This is a genomic window from Streptomyces gelaticus, assembly GCF_014649535.1.
Lineage (GTDB): Bacteria > Actinomycetota > Actinomycetes > Streptomycetales > Streptomycetaceae > Streptomyces > Streptomyces gelaticus.
The window spans coordinates 274,588-291,371 of sequence record NZ_BMTF01000002.1 but is presented as its reverse complement, the minus strand read 5'-3'; the positions used below and the strand labels follow the sequence as shown (position 1 = coordinate 291,371).

Sequence of the window (16,784 nt, the reverse complement as noted above, 5' to 3'; positions counted from 1 at the left end):
CCGGAGTCTTCGCACCGAAGCGGCCCCGGGGTCATCGCCTCCGCGGCGGCACGTCGTGCCTGGACCGGGCCCGGTTTCGTACCCGTGTACGGACTGGCACACTTCGTCAGTGACCAACACCCTTGATGCACCTGACACCCCCACCGGGCCCGGCCGCCCCGCAGCCCGGGTCCTGGCAGCCGAGCTTCCCGGGCTGCGGCGCAGAACGTCCGCGGTGCTCATCGGCAGCCAGATACTCGGCGGCCTCGGCGTGCCCATCGGTATCGCCCTGGCGCCCGTACTGGCCACGGAGGTGAGCGGCTCCGAAGCGCTGTCCGGCCTGGCCCCGACCGCTTCGGTGACCGGGACCGCACTGCTCTCGCTGCCGCTGGCCGCGCTGATGACCGCGCGCGGGCGGCGCCCCGGTCTCGTACTGGCCTATCTGATCGGCGCGCTCGGCGCGGGGCTGGTGGTCCTGTCCACCCTTGTGGAGAGCTTCCCGTTGCTGCTGCTCGGCATGGCCGGGTTCGGCGCGGGTTCCTCGGCCAATCTGCAGGCCCGGTTCGCCGCCGCGGATCTGGCCGAGCCCGACCGGCGCGGCCGGGCGATCTCCACCGTCATCTGGGCCACCACGATCGGTTCCGTCCTCGGGCCCAACATCGCCGCCCCGGTGGGGCGTGTCTTCCGCGGCTCCGCGATATCCGAGCAGGCGGGCCCGTTCGTCTTCGCGGCCGGGATCTTCCTGCTGGCGGCCGTGGTGGTCGGGGCGCTGCTGCGGCCGGACCCGCTGCTGACGGCGCGGGCGCTGGCGCCGCAGGGCGAAGCATCCCTGGCCGGCCGTTCGCTGCGTGCCGGAATCGCGGCGGTCCGGGCCTCGCCGATGGCACGGCTGGCGCTGGTGACGGTGGCCGTCTCGCACACCGCGATGGTGTCGATCATGGTGATGACCCCGGTCGACCTGGGTCACCACGGCGCCGGACTCCAGCTGATCGGCCTGGTCATCAGCGGCCACATCGCGGGGATGTACGCGTTCTCCCCGGTGATGGGCTGGCTGTCGGACCGCTTCGGCCGGCTCGCGGTGATCGGTCTGGCGGTCGGACTGCTCTCCTGCGCCGCGCTGCTGGCCGGAACCGCGGGCGCCAGTCACGGGCAGACCGCGGCCGGTCTCTTCCTGCTCGGCCTCGGCTGGTCGGCGGGGCTGGTCGCCGGTTCGGCGCTGCTCACCGATTCCGTGCCGCAGGCCGCCCGCGCCGCCGTGCAGGGGCTGTCGGATCTGACCATGAACACGGCGGCGGGCATCGGCGGAGCCGTCGCCGGGGTCATCGTCGCCCGCGCGAGCTACGGCTGGCTGAACGTGGTCGGAGCGTGTCTGCTGCTGCCGATGGCGGCGCTGGCGCTGCGCCGGGCACTCGCCCGGCCCACGGCACCGGCGTCGCCACACGACGCCTGAGGCTCCTAAAGCTCCCGGCCCCCTCCTGGGACCCCGGGGCTCCTGGGGCTCTCGGTCCTCCCGGAGCTTTGGGCAGCTCCAGGAGCTTCAGAGGCTGATGTGGTACGCCTTGCGCAGCGTCTCGTGCACGGTCCACGTCGTACGGTCGCCCTCGCGCAGCACGCAGGCGTCCCCGGGCCCGAGCTCCAGCGTCGCGCCGCCCTCGACCACCACGGTCGCGCGCCCGCTGACGACCACGAAGAGTTCGTTGGCCTCGGTGTCGGTGACCACGCCGGGCGTGATCTGCCAGATCCCGCGCACCTGCTTGCCGTCGGGGGACTCCCAGAGCACCTTGCCGGTCACCACGGGCTCGCCCGAGACGATCTGGGCGGGGTCGAGCGGTTCCGGTTCGAGTTCGGCATCCGGAATGTGTACGACGAACGACGCGGGAGCTTGATCAAATGTGGTCATGGCCGGTCACCTTAGCGACCACTGAAAGGCGACTCGGCGGCAGGATGCGCCAAAGCCGGTCGACGGAATCCCGGCCGGCCCGGCCGCCCGCCCAGCGGTCCCGCCCAGCGGTCCCGCCCGGCCGTCCCGCACAGGCCGCCTCCCCGGGCGCACGTTTGAGGCGCCCGCGCCCGCGACAGAGATGTGGACATGTCATCCAACGCGTCGCACAGCGCACATCCCTGCGCCCCCGCCCTCTCCACCGAGGTACGGGCGGCCCTCGCCACGCACCACCCCGTCGTGGCCCTGGAGTCGACGATCATCGCCCATGGCCTGCCGCGCCCGCGCAATCTGCGGGTCGCCGAGGAGCTCGAAGGGCTCGTCCGGTCCGCGGGCGCGGTGCCCGCGACCATCGCCGTACTCGACGGAAGGGCCCACATCGGCCTGGCCAAGGGCCAGTTGGAGCGGGTCGCCACGGACCCCGCGATGCGGAAGCTGGGGCACCGGGACCTCGCGCCGGCCCTGGCGACGGGCGCGAGCGGGGCGACGACCGTGTCCGCGACGGCGTTCCTGGCCGCCCGCGCCGGCCTGCGCGTCTTCGCGACCGGCGGCCTCGGCGGCGTGCACCGGGAGTGGACCCGCACCCAGGACGAGTCCGCCGATCTCCGGCTCCTCGCACGGACCGGCATCACCGTGGTGTGTGCGGGGGTGAAGTCGATCCTGGACGTCCCGGCCACGCTCCAGCGCCTGGAGACGCTGGGCGTCACGGTGCTCGGCTACGGCACCGACCGCTTCCCCGGCTTCTATCTGACCAGTTCGGGCGAGCCGGTCGACTGGACGGTGCGGACGCCCGGGGAGGTCGCGGAGGTGATGCGGGCCCAGGACGTGCTCGGCGGTCCCGGCTCCGCGCTGATCGTCGCCAATCCCGTGTCCGTGGCGGACCAGTTGGATCCCGCGCTCCACGACCGTGTGCTGACCGAGGCGCTGGAGGAGTGCCGGGAACGCGGCATCGAGGGCCAGGCCGTCACACCGTTCCTGCTGGACCGTCTGGTGCGGGGAACCGGGGGCGCTTCGCTGGAGGCCAATCTGGCGGCCGTGCGCGGAAACGTGTCGCTTGCCGCACGGATCTCCGGCGCGTGGGCCACCGCGCCCCAGGACCCGGCGGCCCGGCGATGACCGACGGGGGCCTGCTCGTCGTCGGGGACGTGGTCACGGATGTGGTGGCCCGGCACGCGACGGCCCTGGTCCGCGGTACGGACACCGCGGCCCGGATCCGCACCCTGCCCGGCGGGGCGGGGGCCAACGTCGCCTGCTGGGCGGCACGTTCGGGATGCGCCGACGTACGGCTGCTGGCCAGAGTCGGCGCCGACAGCGCGGACTGGCACCGGGATGCGCTGCGGCGGGCGGGGGTGCGCAGCCTGCTGGCCGTGGACGACGACGTGCCGACCGCCACCGTCGTCGCGCTGGTCGACTCCGCCGCCGAGCGCACCTTCCTCACCGACAGCGGTGCCGTGCTCCGTCTCTGCCCCGACGACTGGTCACCGTCGATGCTGGACGGCGTCGCGCATCTCCACCTCTCCGGCTACCTCCTCTTCGCCGCGACGAGCCGGGCGACGGCCCTGCTCGCCCTGCGGGAGGCGCGGCGGCGACGGATCCCGGTGAGCATCGATCCGGCCTCGGCCGGCTTCCTCGCCGAGTTGGGCGCCGACCGGTTCCTGGCCGCCGCGGAGGGCGCCGATCTGCTGCTGCCCAACGCGGACGAGGCCCGGCTGCTCACCGGGCTGCCCGAGCCCGCCGACGCGGCGGCCAAGTTGAGCCTCCAGGCCGGCCGGGTGGTCGTCACGCTCGGCGAGAGCGGGGCGCTGCTCGCCGTCGCGGGCGCGGTGACCGGGCACGTCCCGGCTGTCCTGGTGCGCGGAGCGGTGGACTCGACCGGTGCGGGCGATGCCTTCACCGGCGGCTTCCTCGCGGCGCACCTGGCGGGGGCGGACGACGCCTCGGCCGTGGCAGCGGGCTGCCGGGCGGGAGCGGAGGCGGTCGCCACCGTGGGCGGCCGCCCCGGCCCAGGACGAAGGCCCACCCCATGACCACAACACCGATCCGCGGCCCCGCCCGTGACCACAACACCGGCCCACGGCTCCGTCCCGTGATCACACGTCCGGCCGCGACCCCGCCCACCCGGTCCAGGCCGGGTGCAGTGGATCGTCGGCCCGTACGACCGCGTCCGCGCGGTCGCCGGGCGCCGCCTCGTCCTCGTACCGCGCGAAAGCGGGCAGGGTCCAGCGCTCGCCCTCCTCGGTGCGCCGCCGCAGCGCGCCCGGCGACAGCCGCAGATGGACACTCAGATCGAACGGGAACCAGTGCCCCAGCAGCAACGGGCCGTGCACCACCAGCACTCCGCCCTCGGGCAGCGAGCGGTACGGGCTGCGGGTGGCCCGGTCGGTCGCCGGATCCCAGAGATCGGGCAGCACCCGTCCGCTCCCGCCGGCCTCCAGCGGCCCGAAGACCTCGCGCCACAGCGCGCCCGTGTCGAACCAGCTGTCGTAGTACGAGTCGGGGTCCTCCTTGCCGTACTCGTACCGCAGGCTCGCCGGCCGCAGGAATCCCTCGGTGGACACGACCAGCACCGCACGGCCCCGGACCCGCAGCGCCTGTGCGACGTGCTCGGCCAGTTCCCCGGTACGGGCCGCCGGAGCGCCGTCGACGGCGACCTTCAGCCAGGGCCCGCCGTCGCCGGCTCCGAGGGCATCGGCATGTGCGGCGAAGGCCTCGGCCAGCCGCTCCCACGTGATCGCTTCGAATCGCACCCCACCATCATCACGCTGCGCCGGCTCCCGTCGCGTCCGCGCCGCCTCACCGGTCCCCGCCGCGCCGATCCGGAAACCGGCCGAGCGATCCCCGCAGTTCCGCCCGTGGGCCGGGCAGCACGCGGTGAACGCCCCACCAGCTCCTGCGCGAACGCGGCGCGCCGCGCCGGGCCGAGTGCACACCCGCCCGTCGGATCCCACGGTCCTCCCCGTTCAGGCCGCCATTCCCCGTCGCCCGAAAACGCTCCGTCCCCGGCGCGTCCGCCTCCTACGATCTTCCCCATGGACCTCGAATTCGCCCGCACGTTCGCCGCCGAGTGGCTGGACGGCTGGAACTCCCATGATCTGGAACGCATTCTGACGCACTATCACGAGGACGTGACGTTCAGCTCACCTGTCATCGCGCAGATGACCGGCGACGCGTCCGGCACGGTGCACGGCAAGGAGGCGCTGCGCGCGTACTGGGCCACGGGTCTGGAGCGCATCCCCGAGCTGCGGTTCGAGCTGGTGGACGTCCGGGCGAGCGTCCACGCCCTGGTGATCGACTACCGCAACCAGATCGGTGGCCGGGTCAGTGAGGTGCTGACCTTCCGGGACGGGCTGGTGATCTCCGGCTTCGGGGCGTACGGGGAGACGCTCGCCAACTGACGTCCGGCCGACCGCCGCCGGTGGCCGCACCGGAGCCGGTGGCGGTCGACCCTTCGGGCCGGGCCGTCACTCGCCGCGCAGCTCGGCGGCGAGCGGCCCGTCGCCCGACACCTCGACGCGCCCGTCCTTGACGGCCTCGGCCAGGGTCAGCCCGCCCCGCGCCAGCTCCAGGCAGACCTCGATATCGAGTGCGACACGGGCGTCGGCGCGGGCGGCAAGGCCGTCCCCGTAGACCGCCGCTCCGTCCTGCGCACCACCGGCACGCACATGGAACTCGCCCTCGTCCAGGTGAACTTCGACGATCCCCGGATGGGTCAGCCCGTCCAGCGCGCGCAGCAGCGGGAGCGCGAACCAGTGGGCCCGCACCGCGTCGGTGGCCCGCCGTTCGGCCAGCGCGGGCGCACCCCACTCGGCGAGCGCGGCGAGCACCGGCATCAAGTCGCGGCCGCGCGCGGTCAGTTCGTAGACCGAGGCGGCGGCGGGCGGCGGGAGCCGCCGACGGGTGGCGAGGCCGCTCTGCTCCATGTCCCTGAGCCGGGAGGCGAGCACATCCGTGCTGACGCCCGGCAGATCGGCATGGAGGTCGGTGTAGCGGCGGGGGCCCGCCAGCAGTTCACGGACGATCAGCAGGGTCCACCGGTCGCCCACGGAATCGAGGGCACGCGCGGTGGCGCAGAACTGGTCGTAGCTCCGGCGGCGGACCGGGCGTGTTGCGGACTGTTGCTGACGTGGCATGCGACGCAGTCTAGACATGATGTTGGACTTTCCAAGCCCGAGCTTGGTAAAACCAAGTATCGCAATCAGGTCGGGGAGGCCACCGCATGGAGTTCCGGCAGTCCAGCAAGCTCGACGAGGTCTGTTACGAGATCCGGGGCCCGGTCATCGAGCACGCCAACGCCCTGGAGGAGGCGGGCCACAGCGTGCTCCGGCTCAACACGGGCAACCCCGCGCTCTTCGGTTTCGAGGCGCCGGAGGAGATCGTCCAGGACATGATCCGGATGCTTCCCCAGGCCCATGGGTACACGGATTCGCGCGGCATCCTGTCCGCCCGCCGGGCGGTGGCGCAGCGCTACCAGGCGATGGGGCTGGCGGACGTCGGGGTCGACGACATCTTCCTCGGCAACGGCGTCTCCGAACTGATCTCGATGGCCGTCCAGGCACTGCTGGAGGACGGCGACGAGGTGCTCGTCCCGTCCCCCGACTACCCGCTGTGGACCGCGGTGGTGACCCTCGCGGGCGGCAAGCCCGTGCACTACGCCTGCGACGAGGCGTCGGACTGGAATCCGGACCTCGCCGACATGGCCTCGAAGATCACCGGCCGCACCAGAGCCGTCGTGATCATCAACCCGAACAATCCGACCGGCGCCGTCTACCCGCGCGAGATTCTCGACGGCATCCTCGATCTGGCGCGCAGGCACGGCCTGATGGTGTTCGCCGACGAGATCTATGACCAGATCCTGTACGACGACGCCGAGCACCACAGCGTGGCGGCCCTCGCCCCCGACCTGGTCTGCCTCACGTTCAGCGGTCTGTCGAAGACGTACCGCGTGGCGGGGTTCCGCTCCGGCTGGATGGTGGTCTCCGGCCCGCAGCAGCACGCCCGCAGCTATCTGGAGGGGCTGACCACGCTCGCCTCCATGCGTCTGTGCCCCAACGCACCCGCGCAGTACGCCATTCAGGCCGCGCTCGGCGGCCGGCAGTCGATCCGGGAGCTGGTCGTGCCGGGCGGCAGGCTGCACGAACAGCGCAACCGCGCCTGGGAGAAGCTGAACGAGATCCCCGGGGTGTCGTGCGTGAAGCCGAAGGGCGCGCTGTACGCGTTCCCGCGCCTCGACCCGAAGGTGCACCGCATCGTCGACGACGAGAAGTTCGTACTGGATCTGCTGCTGCGGGAGAAGATCCAGGTCGTGCAGGGAACCGGCTTCAACTGGCCGCGGCCCGACCACTTCCGGATCCTCACCCTCCCGTACGCTGACGATCTCGACGCGGCGATCAGCCGCATCGGCCGCTTCCTGACCGGATACCGCCAGTGATCGGATGCCCCCGGTGACCTGCTCCACGTGCCGCTTTCCCGTCCATACCCAGTTCGCCTCGTCCGGGCTGGTCGGCCCGATCGTGGAGGACGGGCTCGATCCGGCCACCGACCCGGCGTGGGCGGATTCGGGGGCGCGGTCACCGGCCGAGTACGCGCGCTGGGCGGGTCATCTGTGCGGTATGACCTGCCTGCGCATGGCGCTCGGCGCCGGGGCCCCGTCCCTGTTCGCGCTGCGCGACGGGGCGCTCCGGTACGGCGCGTACACCGAGGACGCGCAGGGCGGGATCCGGGGGCTGATCTACGCCCCCTTCGCCGAGTACGCACGCGAGGTGCACGGCGTGGACGCCATGGTGCACCCCCGTCTCACACCGGAGGAGATTCCTGGTCTGCTGGACGGCGGCCGTACGGTCATGGCTTCGGTGCACCACGGAATCCGGTACCCCGGGCGGCCGGCTCCGGGGCGGGGCGGGCATCTGCTGCTGCTGACGTCCCGTACGGCCGACGGCACGGGCGTCCACTTCCACAACCCGTCGGGCACGACGGCGGGGACGCGGGCCGCAGAGCTCGCACTGCCCGACTTCGAGCGCTTCTTCGCGGGGCGCGGGGTGTCGCTGCCCGCGAGCGGCGCGCCGTCCGGAACGGGAGCGGGCCCGGGGGCGTAGCCGGCCCCCGAGCCCTGGTGTGCCACCCGTTCGGCACGCCGACACTTTTAAGGACCCGCGTCAGGTTTATGTCGCCGCGTCCTGCCTTTAGACGACCGCAGATCGAAGCTCTGCGAGCCGGAGTCGAACCGGCATCTCGACGCCCATGGGCACGGGCCCGTTTGATTCGGCGATGGGTGGCGAATGCTGAGTCTGGAGCAAGAGTCTGAGATTGATCGCGGTCTGCCTCTGCCATTTGGGCTACCCCGGCCCGTTCATGTGCGCAGAGCGCGTAATGCCGGGGGGAGGAATCGAACCTCCACTGGAACCGCGTCGTCACGACAAGCTTCAGTTTCAGCTTGCGCTCCTCGCGCACCCCGGCCGAAATGAGTCGGCCGGGGAATCAATGGTCGGTCACCCGAAGAGGTAACCGAATACCGCATCACCCACCCGCTGGTCGGTGACCTCCGCGCCGTTGGCTTCCTCGCGGGCGTACTTCACGGCCTGCTGGAGCTTCTCCACCCGGTCCAGCAGCTCGTTGACGCGCCGTGCGGGAAGGGCGCCGGAGAACTTCACCGTCGTCCAGTACCCGATCGGGACGTCCTCGTAGTACACCTCGACCTGCGCCGGGTGCTTGTCGGTGGCCTCCGCCTTCACGTGGTTGCGGGGCACCTTCTTCGTACGGAGGGTCCGCACCGGCTCGGTCTTCCAGGAGTCCGTCGACGGGTCCTGGGTCCAGGCCTCCGCGGCGTCGAGCACCGGTAGTTTGCGGACAAAGGTGGTCAGGTCCGTCAACTGCTTCTCCAGGAAGAGCAGATACGAGACCGGCACATCGCTCACGAGCACCCGCCCGTCGACCTTCACGTCCGCGCGGGCCGTGCAGTTGGCCCAGTCCTTCGTGGCGGTCACATCGAAGAGCCGGGTGAGGGTCGCCGCGGTCTCCCGCAGCACGTCCTCGGCCTTGATCTGCACCAGCGTCGACTCGGGCGGCAGCTGCTCGCCCTCCTCGTCCTTCGGCTGGTACGTCCGGGAGATCCCGGCCAGCAGGCCGGTCTTCTGGAGGCCGTGATGTGCTGCCGACAGGTCCTGGTGGGCCTTGGACTTGACGCCCTTCTCCACTGCGATGATCTGATTGAGTTTCGCCACAACGAGGAAGCTAGCAACGGCGATCCGGTCGGAACAAACGATTTTCATACTGCCCATCCCTCTCCGTACGGGTGGTTTCCGCCGGATGCACATGTCCTTGCCGCCGCCCGGCCGGGACCGCTTGCGACAGTGAGGCCCGCGCATGTGCGCGCCACCGCCCGAGGCCCCCGCTCGCGCACGGGCTCCGCCCTCGCGGCCTCTCCCCCGCCCGCGTCCGGACTCCATCCGCCACCGCCGTTCCCAGGCACCGAACGAAGGTCCCCGCCTTGCCTCGTCTTCCCCGCATCACCGTCCCCAAGAGCCTCACCGGCCCGAAGAAGCACACCGCGCTCACCGCGACGGCCGCTGCCCTGACCGTACTGGCCGCCGGAACGCCCGTCGCGTACGCCACACTCGGCGACGGAGCGCCCGCGGTCTCGCACACCACGGCGCGGGCGTTCGCCTCGCGCGGGGAGGCCTACATCGAGACCCGGCTCCTCTTCGGCACCGAACGTCCTGACGGGAGACCCGATGTGACGGTTCGCCAGTTCCTCGCGTTCGTCGACGAGGAGGTCACGCCGCGCTTCCCCAACGGGCTGACCATCCAGGAGGGCCGGGGGCAGTGGCGCGACTCCAACGGGGTCGTCGAACGGGAGCGCAGTTACGAACTGACCCTGCTCTACCCCGCGTCCGAGGCCCGCGTGCGCGACGCCCGGATCGAGCGCATCCGGGACGCCTACGAGAAGTCCTACGCCCAGGACTCGGTGGCCCGGATCGAAGAGCGCACGACCGCGGACTTCTGACACCCGGTCACCGTCTTCCGGCACCCTGCCGTCGCCCTCCGGTGCGCGGCGGCCGCGCGGCCGTTCCGCCGCCCGGTCACATCGCCGCGCGGGCCCCGCGCCCGCGCGGCCGGTTGATCCGGTGCGCCAGCGCGTGAACTCCCGCCACGGTCACCGGGAGAAGCGCCAGCGCCGCAGCCTTCGCGCCGGCGCCGTCACTCGTGATCCCGGCCGCCTTCAGCCGCCGCACGGCCCAGACCGAGTACGGGATGACGACCGTCGGCGCCGTGACCACCCCCGGCGTGTAGCCCCGGTAGGCCAGCGACTGCACCAGGTGCGCGACACCGTGCACGCCGAAGCCGACCAGCACGGTCCGGAAGAACGGACTGCGGCCGCCGGTGCGCGCTCCCTCCGCCGACGCCGCCGCCATGACCCCGCCCATGAGGCCGATCGCGACGGTGACATCGCGCTGCGAGAGCTCCATCCGCTCCCAGAACGCTTCGGGCACTCGCGGGAACCGCTCCTGGAGGCCGGGCCGGGCGTCCCGCGACCAGCCGGCCATGGTGGCCAGCTCCTCCAGGTCATTGGCCACCCAGGCGGCGAAAAGCCCCCAGGTCACCGCCTTGGAAACCGTTGCCTCCGCCATACCGGGCCCCCTGCGTCGTAGTACGAAGTACGATGACAGCACCCTACAACGCAACGCAACGTTGCGTTGCATTTCCCTGGAGTGCCCATGCCCGACCCGACCGTGAACCGCCGCCCGGGCCGGGGCCCCCGCGCCGCGGAGGCGATCTTCGACACCACGCTGCGCCATCTCGCGGAACGCGGCTACGCCCGGCTCACCATCGAGGCCGTCGCCCAGGAATCCGGGGTCAACAAGACGACGATCTACCGCTGGTGGCCCTCGAAGCCGGCGCTCCTGCGGGCGGCCCTGATCCATGCCCGGGTCCTCGACATCGACATCCCCGACACGGGCAGCCTCCGCGGTGATCTGATCGCCCTCACCGAACAGATCACCCGTCTGCTCACCGACGGGCGCACCGAACCCGTGGCCCGCGCCATGACCGCGGGCACCGGCCTGCCCGACGACGAACTCGCCGCCCTCACCCGCGACTTCTTCGCGGATCGCTTCTCCCGGGAACAGCCGGTCTTCACCCGCGCCGCCGCCCGCGGCGAACTCCCCGTGGACGCCGACCCGATGCTGCTGCTGGACCTGATCGCGGGGGCGGTCTGGATGCGGGTGCTGCTCCGCCGCGAGCCGGTACCGCCGGACTTCGCCCGGGATGTCGTCGATGCCGTACTGCCTCGCTGACCTCGCCGGGGGCGGGCGCGGTCCGGTCGGGTACTGTGCCGCGGCCGGGGCCGGGTTCAGCCTCCGCCGAGTTCCATGAGCGCGCTCACCGGGTCGGTGTCCGGGGTGGCGCGGGGCCACCAGTCGTCCTCGCCCGGCTCGGATTCGTAGCCGTACCAACGGCCGTCGTGGCCGAAACGGAGCTGGAGCGTGCCGCCGGGGTGGGTGAGGTGGTTGCGCCGGGGCTGGAAGCGCGGGAAGCCGGCTGCCGCGAGCGCGGGGCGGGCCCGGTCGAAGGGGCCGGCCGGGGGGTCCCAGGGGGTTTCGAGGACGGCCAGCCCTTCGGCGCCGCCCTGGCGCCAGGCCGCGACCGCCCTCGCCAGGTCGGTGGTGGTGCGGCCGGTGGCGTACGCCAGCTCGCGGTAGAGGGCGCGGGTGGTGGCGGTGAGCCCGGCGGTGGGACGGGACGCGGCCAGGCGCACCGCGTCCTGCCAGGGGGTGAGTCCGGCGAGCGGGTCGGCACCGGTGGTGAGGAACGTGTGCGCGCGGGCCGCCGCGTCCGTGGCGAGGTGGTCGAGGGCGAGCGGGTCACGTGCACCGGGCAGGCTCGGATACGAGGGCGGCTGTGCGGGATGCGGCAGCACCGGCAGCGGGGCGGGAAGCGGCGGGAGGTAGCGGTCGGCGAGGGCTTCGCGCGCTGGCACGGAAGGGGTGGCGGGGGCCGTGGGGCGTTCCCGGGCAAAGTGCGCGGCGTTGCGGCGGCCCAGCTCTTCGAGGAGTTCCCTCTCGCCCCGGCCGCGCAGCAGCAGGAGGACGAACGGGTCGGCGTCCAGGAGCCGTGCCATCTGGTAGCAGAGCGCGGCCACGTGCTTGCAGGGCCAGCCGTGGTCCGGGCAGGAGCAGCCGGGGTCGAGGTCCCCCGCTGCGGGCAGCAGCCCGATTCCGGCCTCGGCCGCCGTGTCGGCCAGCGAGTGCGGCATCTCCTTGGTGAGCAGCGCGGCGAGATGGCCGGGCCGGGCCGCGACCGCGTCGAGGAAGGTGTCCCAGTCGGGGTCGGTGAGGGTGCGCAGCCGCAGTTCGCAGCGGTAGGGGCGGGGGCGGCTGCCGTGGACGTAGGCGACGACCCGGCCGGGGGTGACGGTGATCGCGGCGACCTTGCCGCTGTCGGCGTACGTCCGGCCGCGGGAGAGCCGGCCCTCGTCCATCGAGAGGGCCTCCAGGGCGTCCACCCAGGCACGGCCCCACCAGCTGTCCGCGAAGGGGTCGTCGCCGTCGCCGGCGCGGGGCGGCACGGCCTCGAAGGTGCGCCGCAGGTCGTCGGGGCCTGGCCGTGGGCGCACGGCGGGGCGGGGGCCGTGGCCGGTGGGCGGGCGGGGGCTCATGCGGGCCTCCGGAGCGAGACGAGATCGGCCAGGTCGCGGTCGCTGAGCTCGGACAGCGCGGTCTCGCCGGTGCCGAGGACCGTGTCGGCCAGGGCACGCTTCGCCTCCAGCAGCTCGCCGATCCGGTCCTCGACGGTGCCTTCCGCGATCAGCCGGTGGACCTGGACGGGCTGCGTCTGGCCGATGCGGTACGCCCGGTCGGTGGCCTGTTCCTCGACGGCCGGGTTCCACCAGCGGTCGTAGTGGATGACGTGGGCGGCCCTGGTGAGATTCAGTCCGGTGCCCGCCGCCTTGAGGGACAGCAGGAAGACGGGGACCTCGCCGGACTGGAAGCGGTCCACCATCCGCTCCCGCTCGGCGACCGGCGTACCGCCGTGCAGGAGCTGGGAGGGAATGGCACGTGAGGCGAGGTGGGCGGAGAGCAGCCTGGCCATGGTCACGTACTGGGTGAAGATCAGGACGGAGCCGTCCTCGGCGAGGATCGTGTCGAGGAGTTCGTCGAGCAGGGCAAGCTTTCCGGAACGGCCGACGAGGCGGGTCGGCTCCTCCTTCAGATACTGCGCGGGGTGGTTGCAGATCTGTTTGAGCGAGGCCAGCAGCTTCATGATCAGACCACGCCGGGCGATGCCCTCGGACGCCTCGATGAACGCCATCGTCTCGCGGACCGCCGCCTCGTAGAGCGTGACCTGCTCGCGGGTGAGGAAGACGGGGTGGTCGGTCTCCGTCTTGGGCGGCAGCTCGGGGGCGATGCCCGGGTCGGACTTCTTGCGGCGCAGGAGGAAGGGCCGGACCAGGCGGGCGAGCCGTTCGACCGCCTCGTCGTTGGCGAGCCCGGCGGCCGTGCCGGTGCTCTCGACGGTGCGGGCGTGCCGGGCCCGGAAGGACTTGAGGGGGCCGAGCAGTCCGGGGGTGGTCCAGTCGAGCAGGGCCCACAGCTCGGAGAGGTTGTTCTCCACCGGGGTGCCGGTGAGGGCGACTCTGGCGGGGGCCGGGATGGTGCGCAGCGCCTTGGCCGTGGAGGACTGCGGGTTCTTCACGTGCTGGGCCTCGTCGGCGACGATCAGTCCCCAGCTGTGGCCCGCCAGTTGCGCGGCGCTGGAACGCATCGTGCCGTACGTGGTGAGGACGAAGCCGCCGTCGGGCCCGGCGAGGGTGCGGTCGGCGCCGTGGAAGCGGCGCACGGGGACACCGGGAGCGAATCGGCTGATCTCGCGGTGCCAGTTGCCCAGGAGGGAGGCGGGGCAGATCACCAGGGTGGGCGCGGGACGGGCGCGGTGCAGATGGAGGGCGATGAGGGTGATCGTCTTGCCCAGGCCCATGTCGTCGGCGAGGCAGCCGCCGAGGCCGAGCGAGGTCATCCGGTCCAGCCAGGCCAGACCGCGCAGCTGGTAGTCGCGGAGTGTGGCGTCGAGGCCGGGCGGCGGTGCGATGGCGGCGTGGTCGGCGGTGATGCGCTCCCGGAGCGCGGCCAGCGCGCCGACGGGCACGGCTTCGACCTGTTCGCCGTCGACCTCGGCGGTGCCGGTCAGGGCGACGGCGAGGGCGTCGACCGGATCGAGCAGGCCGAGCTCCCGCTTGCGTGCCTTGCGTACGAGCGCGGGGTCGACGACGACCCATTGGTCGCGCAGGCGCACCACCGGCCGGTGGGCCTCGGCGAGGAGGTCCATCTCCGCCTCGGTGAGCTGCTCGTCGCCCAGCGACAACTGCCAGTTGAAGGCGAAGAGCTGCTCGGCGTCGAAGAACGAGGTGCCGTCGGTGGCCGAGCCGGGCGCGGGCCGCACGACGGCGGAGGCGGTGAGCGAACGGACGAGCTCCCTGGGCCAGTGAACGCTCACTCCGGCCGCCGCCAGCCGGGCTCCGGCGTCGCTGAGCAGCTCGTACAGCTCGTCCTCCGTCAGGGCGAGCACATCGGGCACCGGCTGGTCCAGCAACCGCTCGAGCGGCGCCCAGACGCGGGCGGCGCGGCGCAGGGCGAGCACGGCGTCGATCCTGGCGCGCGGGCCGAAGGGCTCGCCCGCCCCGCCGTTCCACAGCGCGGCGGCGTCGGTGACGTAGGTCGGGTCGGCGAGGCTGTGCACCTGGGTGATGGCCGCGGCCGCGTGCCGCGCGGCGGCGGCATCGGCCCCTGCGGAGCCGGTGGCGTCGGCGGTGTCGTAGGTGTCGGCCGTGTCGAAGAGTTCGTACGCCGACAGGTCGAGGCGCAGCGACACCCGTACGCCCGCGTCGAGCCCGGCCGCGACCTCGACCGCCCAGTCCCGCGCCCCCGGCAGGTGCTGGGCCTCGCGGGCCGCGAAGGGCGTCCCCATCGCGTACGCCGCGGCGGGCGTACGGGGCAGGGTGTCGGCGACCGCGTCGAGGAACGAGCCGAGCAGCCACTGCGGCTCGGGGACCCGGAGCGGCGTGCGGTCCGGCAGCGGGACCGCGTGGCCCTCCGCGGGCATGGCGGCGGCTATCGCCCGGAGGTGGGCGATGTCCTCGGCGTCGCGCGGCCCTGCCCGCCAGGCGTCGTGGTCGTCGTCCGTCAGACCGGGGAGGAGTCTGCCGCGCGCGGCCAGGTTGAGCGCCTGGAGTGTGGCGGCGCCCCAGCATCGCGTGGCGGGGTGGGCGGACTCCTGGTGCCGGGCCCGGGCCAGCAGCGGGAGCGCGTCGGCGACGGGCAGCAGGACCGCGGGAACCGTACGGCGGCGGACGCCGTCCCCCTGCCCGTGCCGGCGGACGACCGTGATCTGCCCCGCACGCGCGCCGGGTGCCGGGCTCCCCGGGTCCGCGGGGTGCCCGCAGACCTCGCCCGGCTCCGGGAGGGGACCGCCGTCGGGGTCCCAGAAGGCGATGCTCCCGGCCCTCGGCAGCGGTGCGGGCAGGAAGACGGCGGCGCAGCGCACGAGACCGGCGGCGGAGGCGTCCTGCCGGTGTGGTGCCGTGGTCATCGGTCCCCCTCCCCTCCCGCGCCGGTCCTCTTGACCGCCTTGATCGTCATGACTCCTGCGAGTCTAGGCGGGGGGTCCGACAACCGGTCCTCAGTGCTTGGCCAGCGGCTTCGCACGGGACGGCCGTGCGGGAACCGCGGCCGGGGGCGCGGGAGCAGGCGCGGGCCCCGCCGCAGACGGCTGCTGCGGCCTCTGCTGGGCCGGGGCGGGACGTTGGGCCTGCACGGGTCGCTGCGGCTGAGCGGTGGGGCGGGGAGGCTGCGCGTGGCGCTGCGGCGGCGTCGGCCGCGGCGGCTGGGCGCTCTGCGGCGGCGAGGTCAGCTGCTGCTGCGCGGGCTGCTGTGCCCGTTCCAGGAAGCGGAGCAGCTCCACCGGGAACGGCAGCACCAGCGTGGAGTTCTTCTCCGCGGCGACCGCCACCACCGTCTGCAGCAGACGCAGCTGCAGCGCGGCCGGCTGGGCGGACATCTGCCCGGCTGCCTCGGCGAGCTTCTTCGACGCCTGGAGCTCGGCGTCCGCGTTGATGACGCGGGCACGCCGCTCACGGTCGGCCTCGGCCTGACGCGCCATGGAGCGCTTCATCGTCTCCGGCAGCGAGACGTCCTTGATCTCCACCCGGTCGATCTGCACGCCCCATCCGACCGCGGGGCTGTCGATCATCAGCTCAAGGCCCTGGTTCAGCTTCTCGCGGTTGGACAGCAGGTCGTCCAGATCGCTCTTGCCGATGATCGACCGCAGCGAGGTCTGCGCCATCTGCGACACCGCGAACCGGTAGTCCTCGACCTGGACCACGGCACTCGCCGCGTCGACGACCTTGAAGTAGATGACCGCGTCCACCCGCACCGTCACGTTGTCCCGGGTGATCCCGTCCTGCGCGGGCACCGGCATCGTGACGATCTGCATGTTGACCTTGCGCAGCCGGTCGATACCGGGAATCACCATGGTGAAACCGGGTCCCCGTACGTCGTCACGGAGCCTGCCGAGCCGCAGCACGACGCCCCGCTCGTACTGCTTGACGACCTTGGCCGCCGCGGCCAGGTACAGCGCACCCGCCGAGGCCGCCGCGACTATCGCGATCACGAGATCCTGGACCATGACGGCCCCCTGAAAGCCGGAAACTGACCGAGCTGACCGAAGCCGACCGAATCCAACGGATCAAGAGATCCGTACGATTCAGCCGCTAATACCACGGTATGCCCAGTCTCGGCCAATATGAACATGGATGGGCCCTCACCGTGTGCGGCCGTCCCCCCGCCGGCCGCGCACCGGATGCCGGGGCGCCGAGAAG

At 72.7% G+C, this 16,784-nt stretch carries 16 protein-coding genes and 1 pseudogene; 8 read left to right on the top strand and 9 right to left on the bottom strand.

What is annotated here, in order from left to right; all coding sequences use genetic code 11:
• The first annotated feature begins 109 nt into the window (after positions 1-109).
• Positions 110-1,429 (top strand): MFS transporter, encoded by a 1,320-nt coding sequence (locus tag IE107_RS04045; protein WP_189541099.1) that lies wholly within the window; start codon positions 110-112, stop codon positions 1,427-1,429.
• Positions 1,430-1,516: 87 nt separating this feature from the next.
• On the opposite strand, the gene IE107_RS04040 is transcribed toward IE107_RS04045, so the two are convergent.
• The gene (locus IE107_RS04040) at positions 1,517-1,879 is read right to left on the bottom strand and encodes a cupin domain-containing protein (protein ID WP_189541097.1); all 363 of its coding nucleotides are present in this window, start codon (positions 1,877-1,879) and stop codon (positions 1,517-1,519) included.
• Positions 1,880-2,068: 189 nt separating this feature from the next.
• Here IE107_RS04040 and IE107_RS04035 point away from each other — a divergent pair, with 189 nt between their 5' ends.
• Positions 2,069-3,034, top strand: coding sequence for a pseudouridine-5'-phosphate glycosidase (locus tag IE107_RS04035; RefSeq protein WP_189541095.1), 966 nt, complete (start codon positions 2,069-2,071; stop codon positions 3,032-3,034).
• Positions 3,031-3,945, top strand: coding sequence for a carbohydrate kinase family protein (locus IE107_RS04030; protein WP_189541093.1), 915 nt, complete (start codon positions 3,031-3,033; stop codon positions 3,943-3,945). Before IE107_RS04035 ends, IE107_RS04030 begins: the two co-directional genes overlap by 4 nt.
• A gap of 63 nt (positions 3,946-4,008) precedes the next feature.
• On the opposite strand, the gene IE107_RS04025 is transcribed toward IE107_RS04030, so the two are convergent.
• A complete protein-coding gene (locus IE107_RS04025; protein ID WP_189541091.1) occupies positions 4,009-4,665 on the bottom strand; it encodes a nucleoside/nucleotide kinase family protein in 657 nt (218 codons plus the stop codon).
• A 282-nt stretch (positions 4,666-4,947) separates the two neighbouring features.
• Between IE107_RS04025 and IE107_RS04020 the strand changes: the two genes are divergently transcribed.
• Positions 4,948-5,313, top strand: a complete 366-nt coding sequence (locus IE107_RS04020) for a nuclear transport factor 2 family protein (RefSeq protein ID WP_189541089.1) — start codon at positions 4,948-4,950, stop codon at positions 5,311-5,313.
• 66 nt (positions 5,314-5,379) lie between these two features.
• Here IE107_RS04020 and IE107_RS04015 read toward each other — a convergent pair whose 3' ends face one another.
• Positions 5,380-6,048, bottom strand: coding sequence for a winged helix-turn-helix transcriptional regulator (locus IE107_RS04015; RefSeq protein ID WP_189541087.1), 669 nt, complete (start codon positions 6,046-6,048; stop codon positions 5,380-5,382).
• A gap of 86 nt (positions 6,049-6,134) precedes the next feature.
• Here IE107_RS04015 and IE107_RS04010 point away from each other — a divergent pair, with 86 nt between their 5' ends.
• Positions 6,135-7,346 carry a pyridoxal phosphate-dependent aminotransferase gene (locus IE107_RS04010; RefSeq protein ID WP_189541085.1) on the top strand — a complete coding sequence of 404 codons (1,212 nt, stop codon included), beginning with the start codon at positions 6,135-6,137 and terminating at the stop codon, positions 7,344-7,346.
• Between the two features lie 13 nt (positions 7,347-7,359).
• The gene (locus IE107_RS04005) at positions 7,360-8,010 is read left to right on the top strand and encodes a peptidase (protein ID WP_189541084.1); all 651 of its coding nucleotides are present in this window, start codon (positions 7,360-7,362) and stop codon (positions 8,008-8,010) included.
• A gap of 275 nt (positions 8,011-8,285) precedes the next feature.
• Here IE107_RS04005 and IE107_RS04000 read toward each other — a convergent pair.
• Positions 8,286-8,371: pseudogene (locus IE107_RS04000) on the bottom strand.
• Between the two features lie 32 nt (positions 8,372-8,403).
• On the bottom strand, positions 8,404-9,135 hold the full coding sequence (locus tag IE107_RS03995) for a DUF7873 family protein (RefSeq protein WP_189541082.1): 732 nt from the start codon (positions 9,133-9,135) through the stop codon (positions 8,404-8,406).
• A gap of 266 nt (positions 9,136-9,401) precedes the next feature.
• Between IE107_RS03995 and IE107_RS03990 the strand changes: the two genes are divergently transcribed.
• Positions 9,402-9,917 carry a DUF3574 domain-containing protein gene (locus IE107_RS03990; RefSeq protein ID WP_229866676.1) on the top strand — a complete coding sequence of 172 codons (516 nt, stop codon included), beginning with the start codon at positions 9,402-9,404 and terminating at the stop codon, positions 9,915-9,917.
• A 76-nt stretch (positions 9,918-9,993) separates the two neighbouring features.
• Here IE107_RS03990 and IE107_RS03985 read toward each other — a convergent pair whose 3' ends face one another.
• The gene (locus IE107_RS03985; protein WP_189541080.1) at positions 9,994-10,542 is read right to left on the bottom strand and encodes an HXXEE domain-containing protein; all 549 of its coding nucleotides are present in this window, start codon (positions 10,540-10,542) and stop codon (positions 9,994-9,996) included.
• Between the two features lie 87 nt (positions 10,543-10,629).
• Between IE107_RS03985 and IE107_RS03980 the strand changes: the two genes are divergently transcribed.
• Positions 10,630-11,208 carry a TetR/AcrR family transcriptional regulator gene (locus tag IE107_RS03980; RefSeq protein ID WP_189541078.1) on the top strand — a complete coding sequence of 193 codons (579 nt, stop codon included), beginning with the start codon at positions 10,630-10,632 and terminating at the stop codon, positions 11,206-11,208.
• A 56-nt stretch (positions 11,209-11,264) separates the two neighbouring features.
• On the opposite strand, the gene IE107_RS03975 is transcribed toward IE107_RS03980, so the two are convergent.
• The 3 genes from IE107_RS03975 to IE107_RS03965 form a co-directional block, all read right to left on the bottom strand.
• Positions 11,265-12,569 carry an SWIM zinc finger family protein gene (locus tag IE107_RS03975; protein ID WP_189541076.1) on the bottom strand — a complete coding sequence of 435 codons (1,305 nt, stop codon included), beginning with the start codon at positions 12,567-12,569 and terminating at the stop codon, positions 11,265-11,267.
• On the bottom strand, positions 12,566-15,496 hold the full coding sequence (locus IE107_RS03970; protein ID WP_189541074.1) for an SCO1167/SCO6262 family helicase: 2,931 nt from the start codon (positions 15,494-15,496) through the stop codon (positions 12,566-12,568). Before IE107_RS03970 ends, IE107_RS03975 begins: the two co-directional genes overlap by 4 nt.
• A 90-nt stretch (positions 15,497-15,586) precedes the next feature.
• Complete coding sequence (locus IE107_RS03965) at positions 15,587-16,591, bottom strand: slipin family protein (RefSeq protein ID WP_189541071.1); 1,005 nt, start codon at positions 16,589-16,591, stop codon at positions 15,587-15,589.
• Positions 16,592-16,784: the final 193 nt, after the last annotated feature.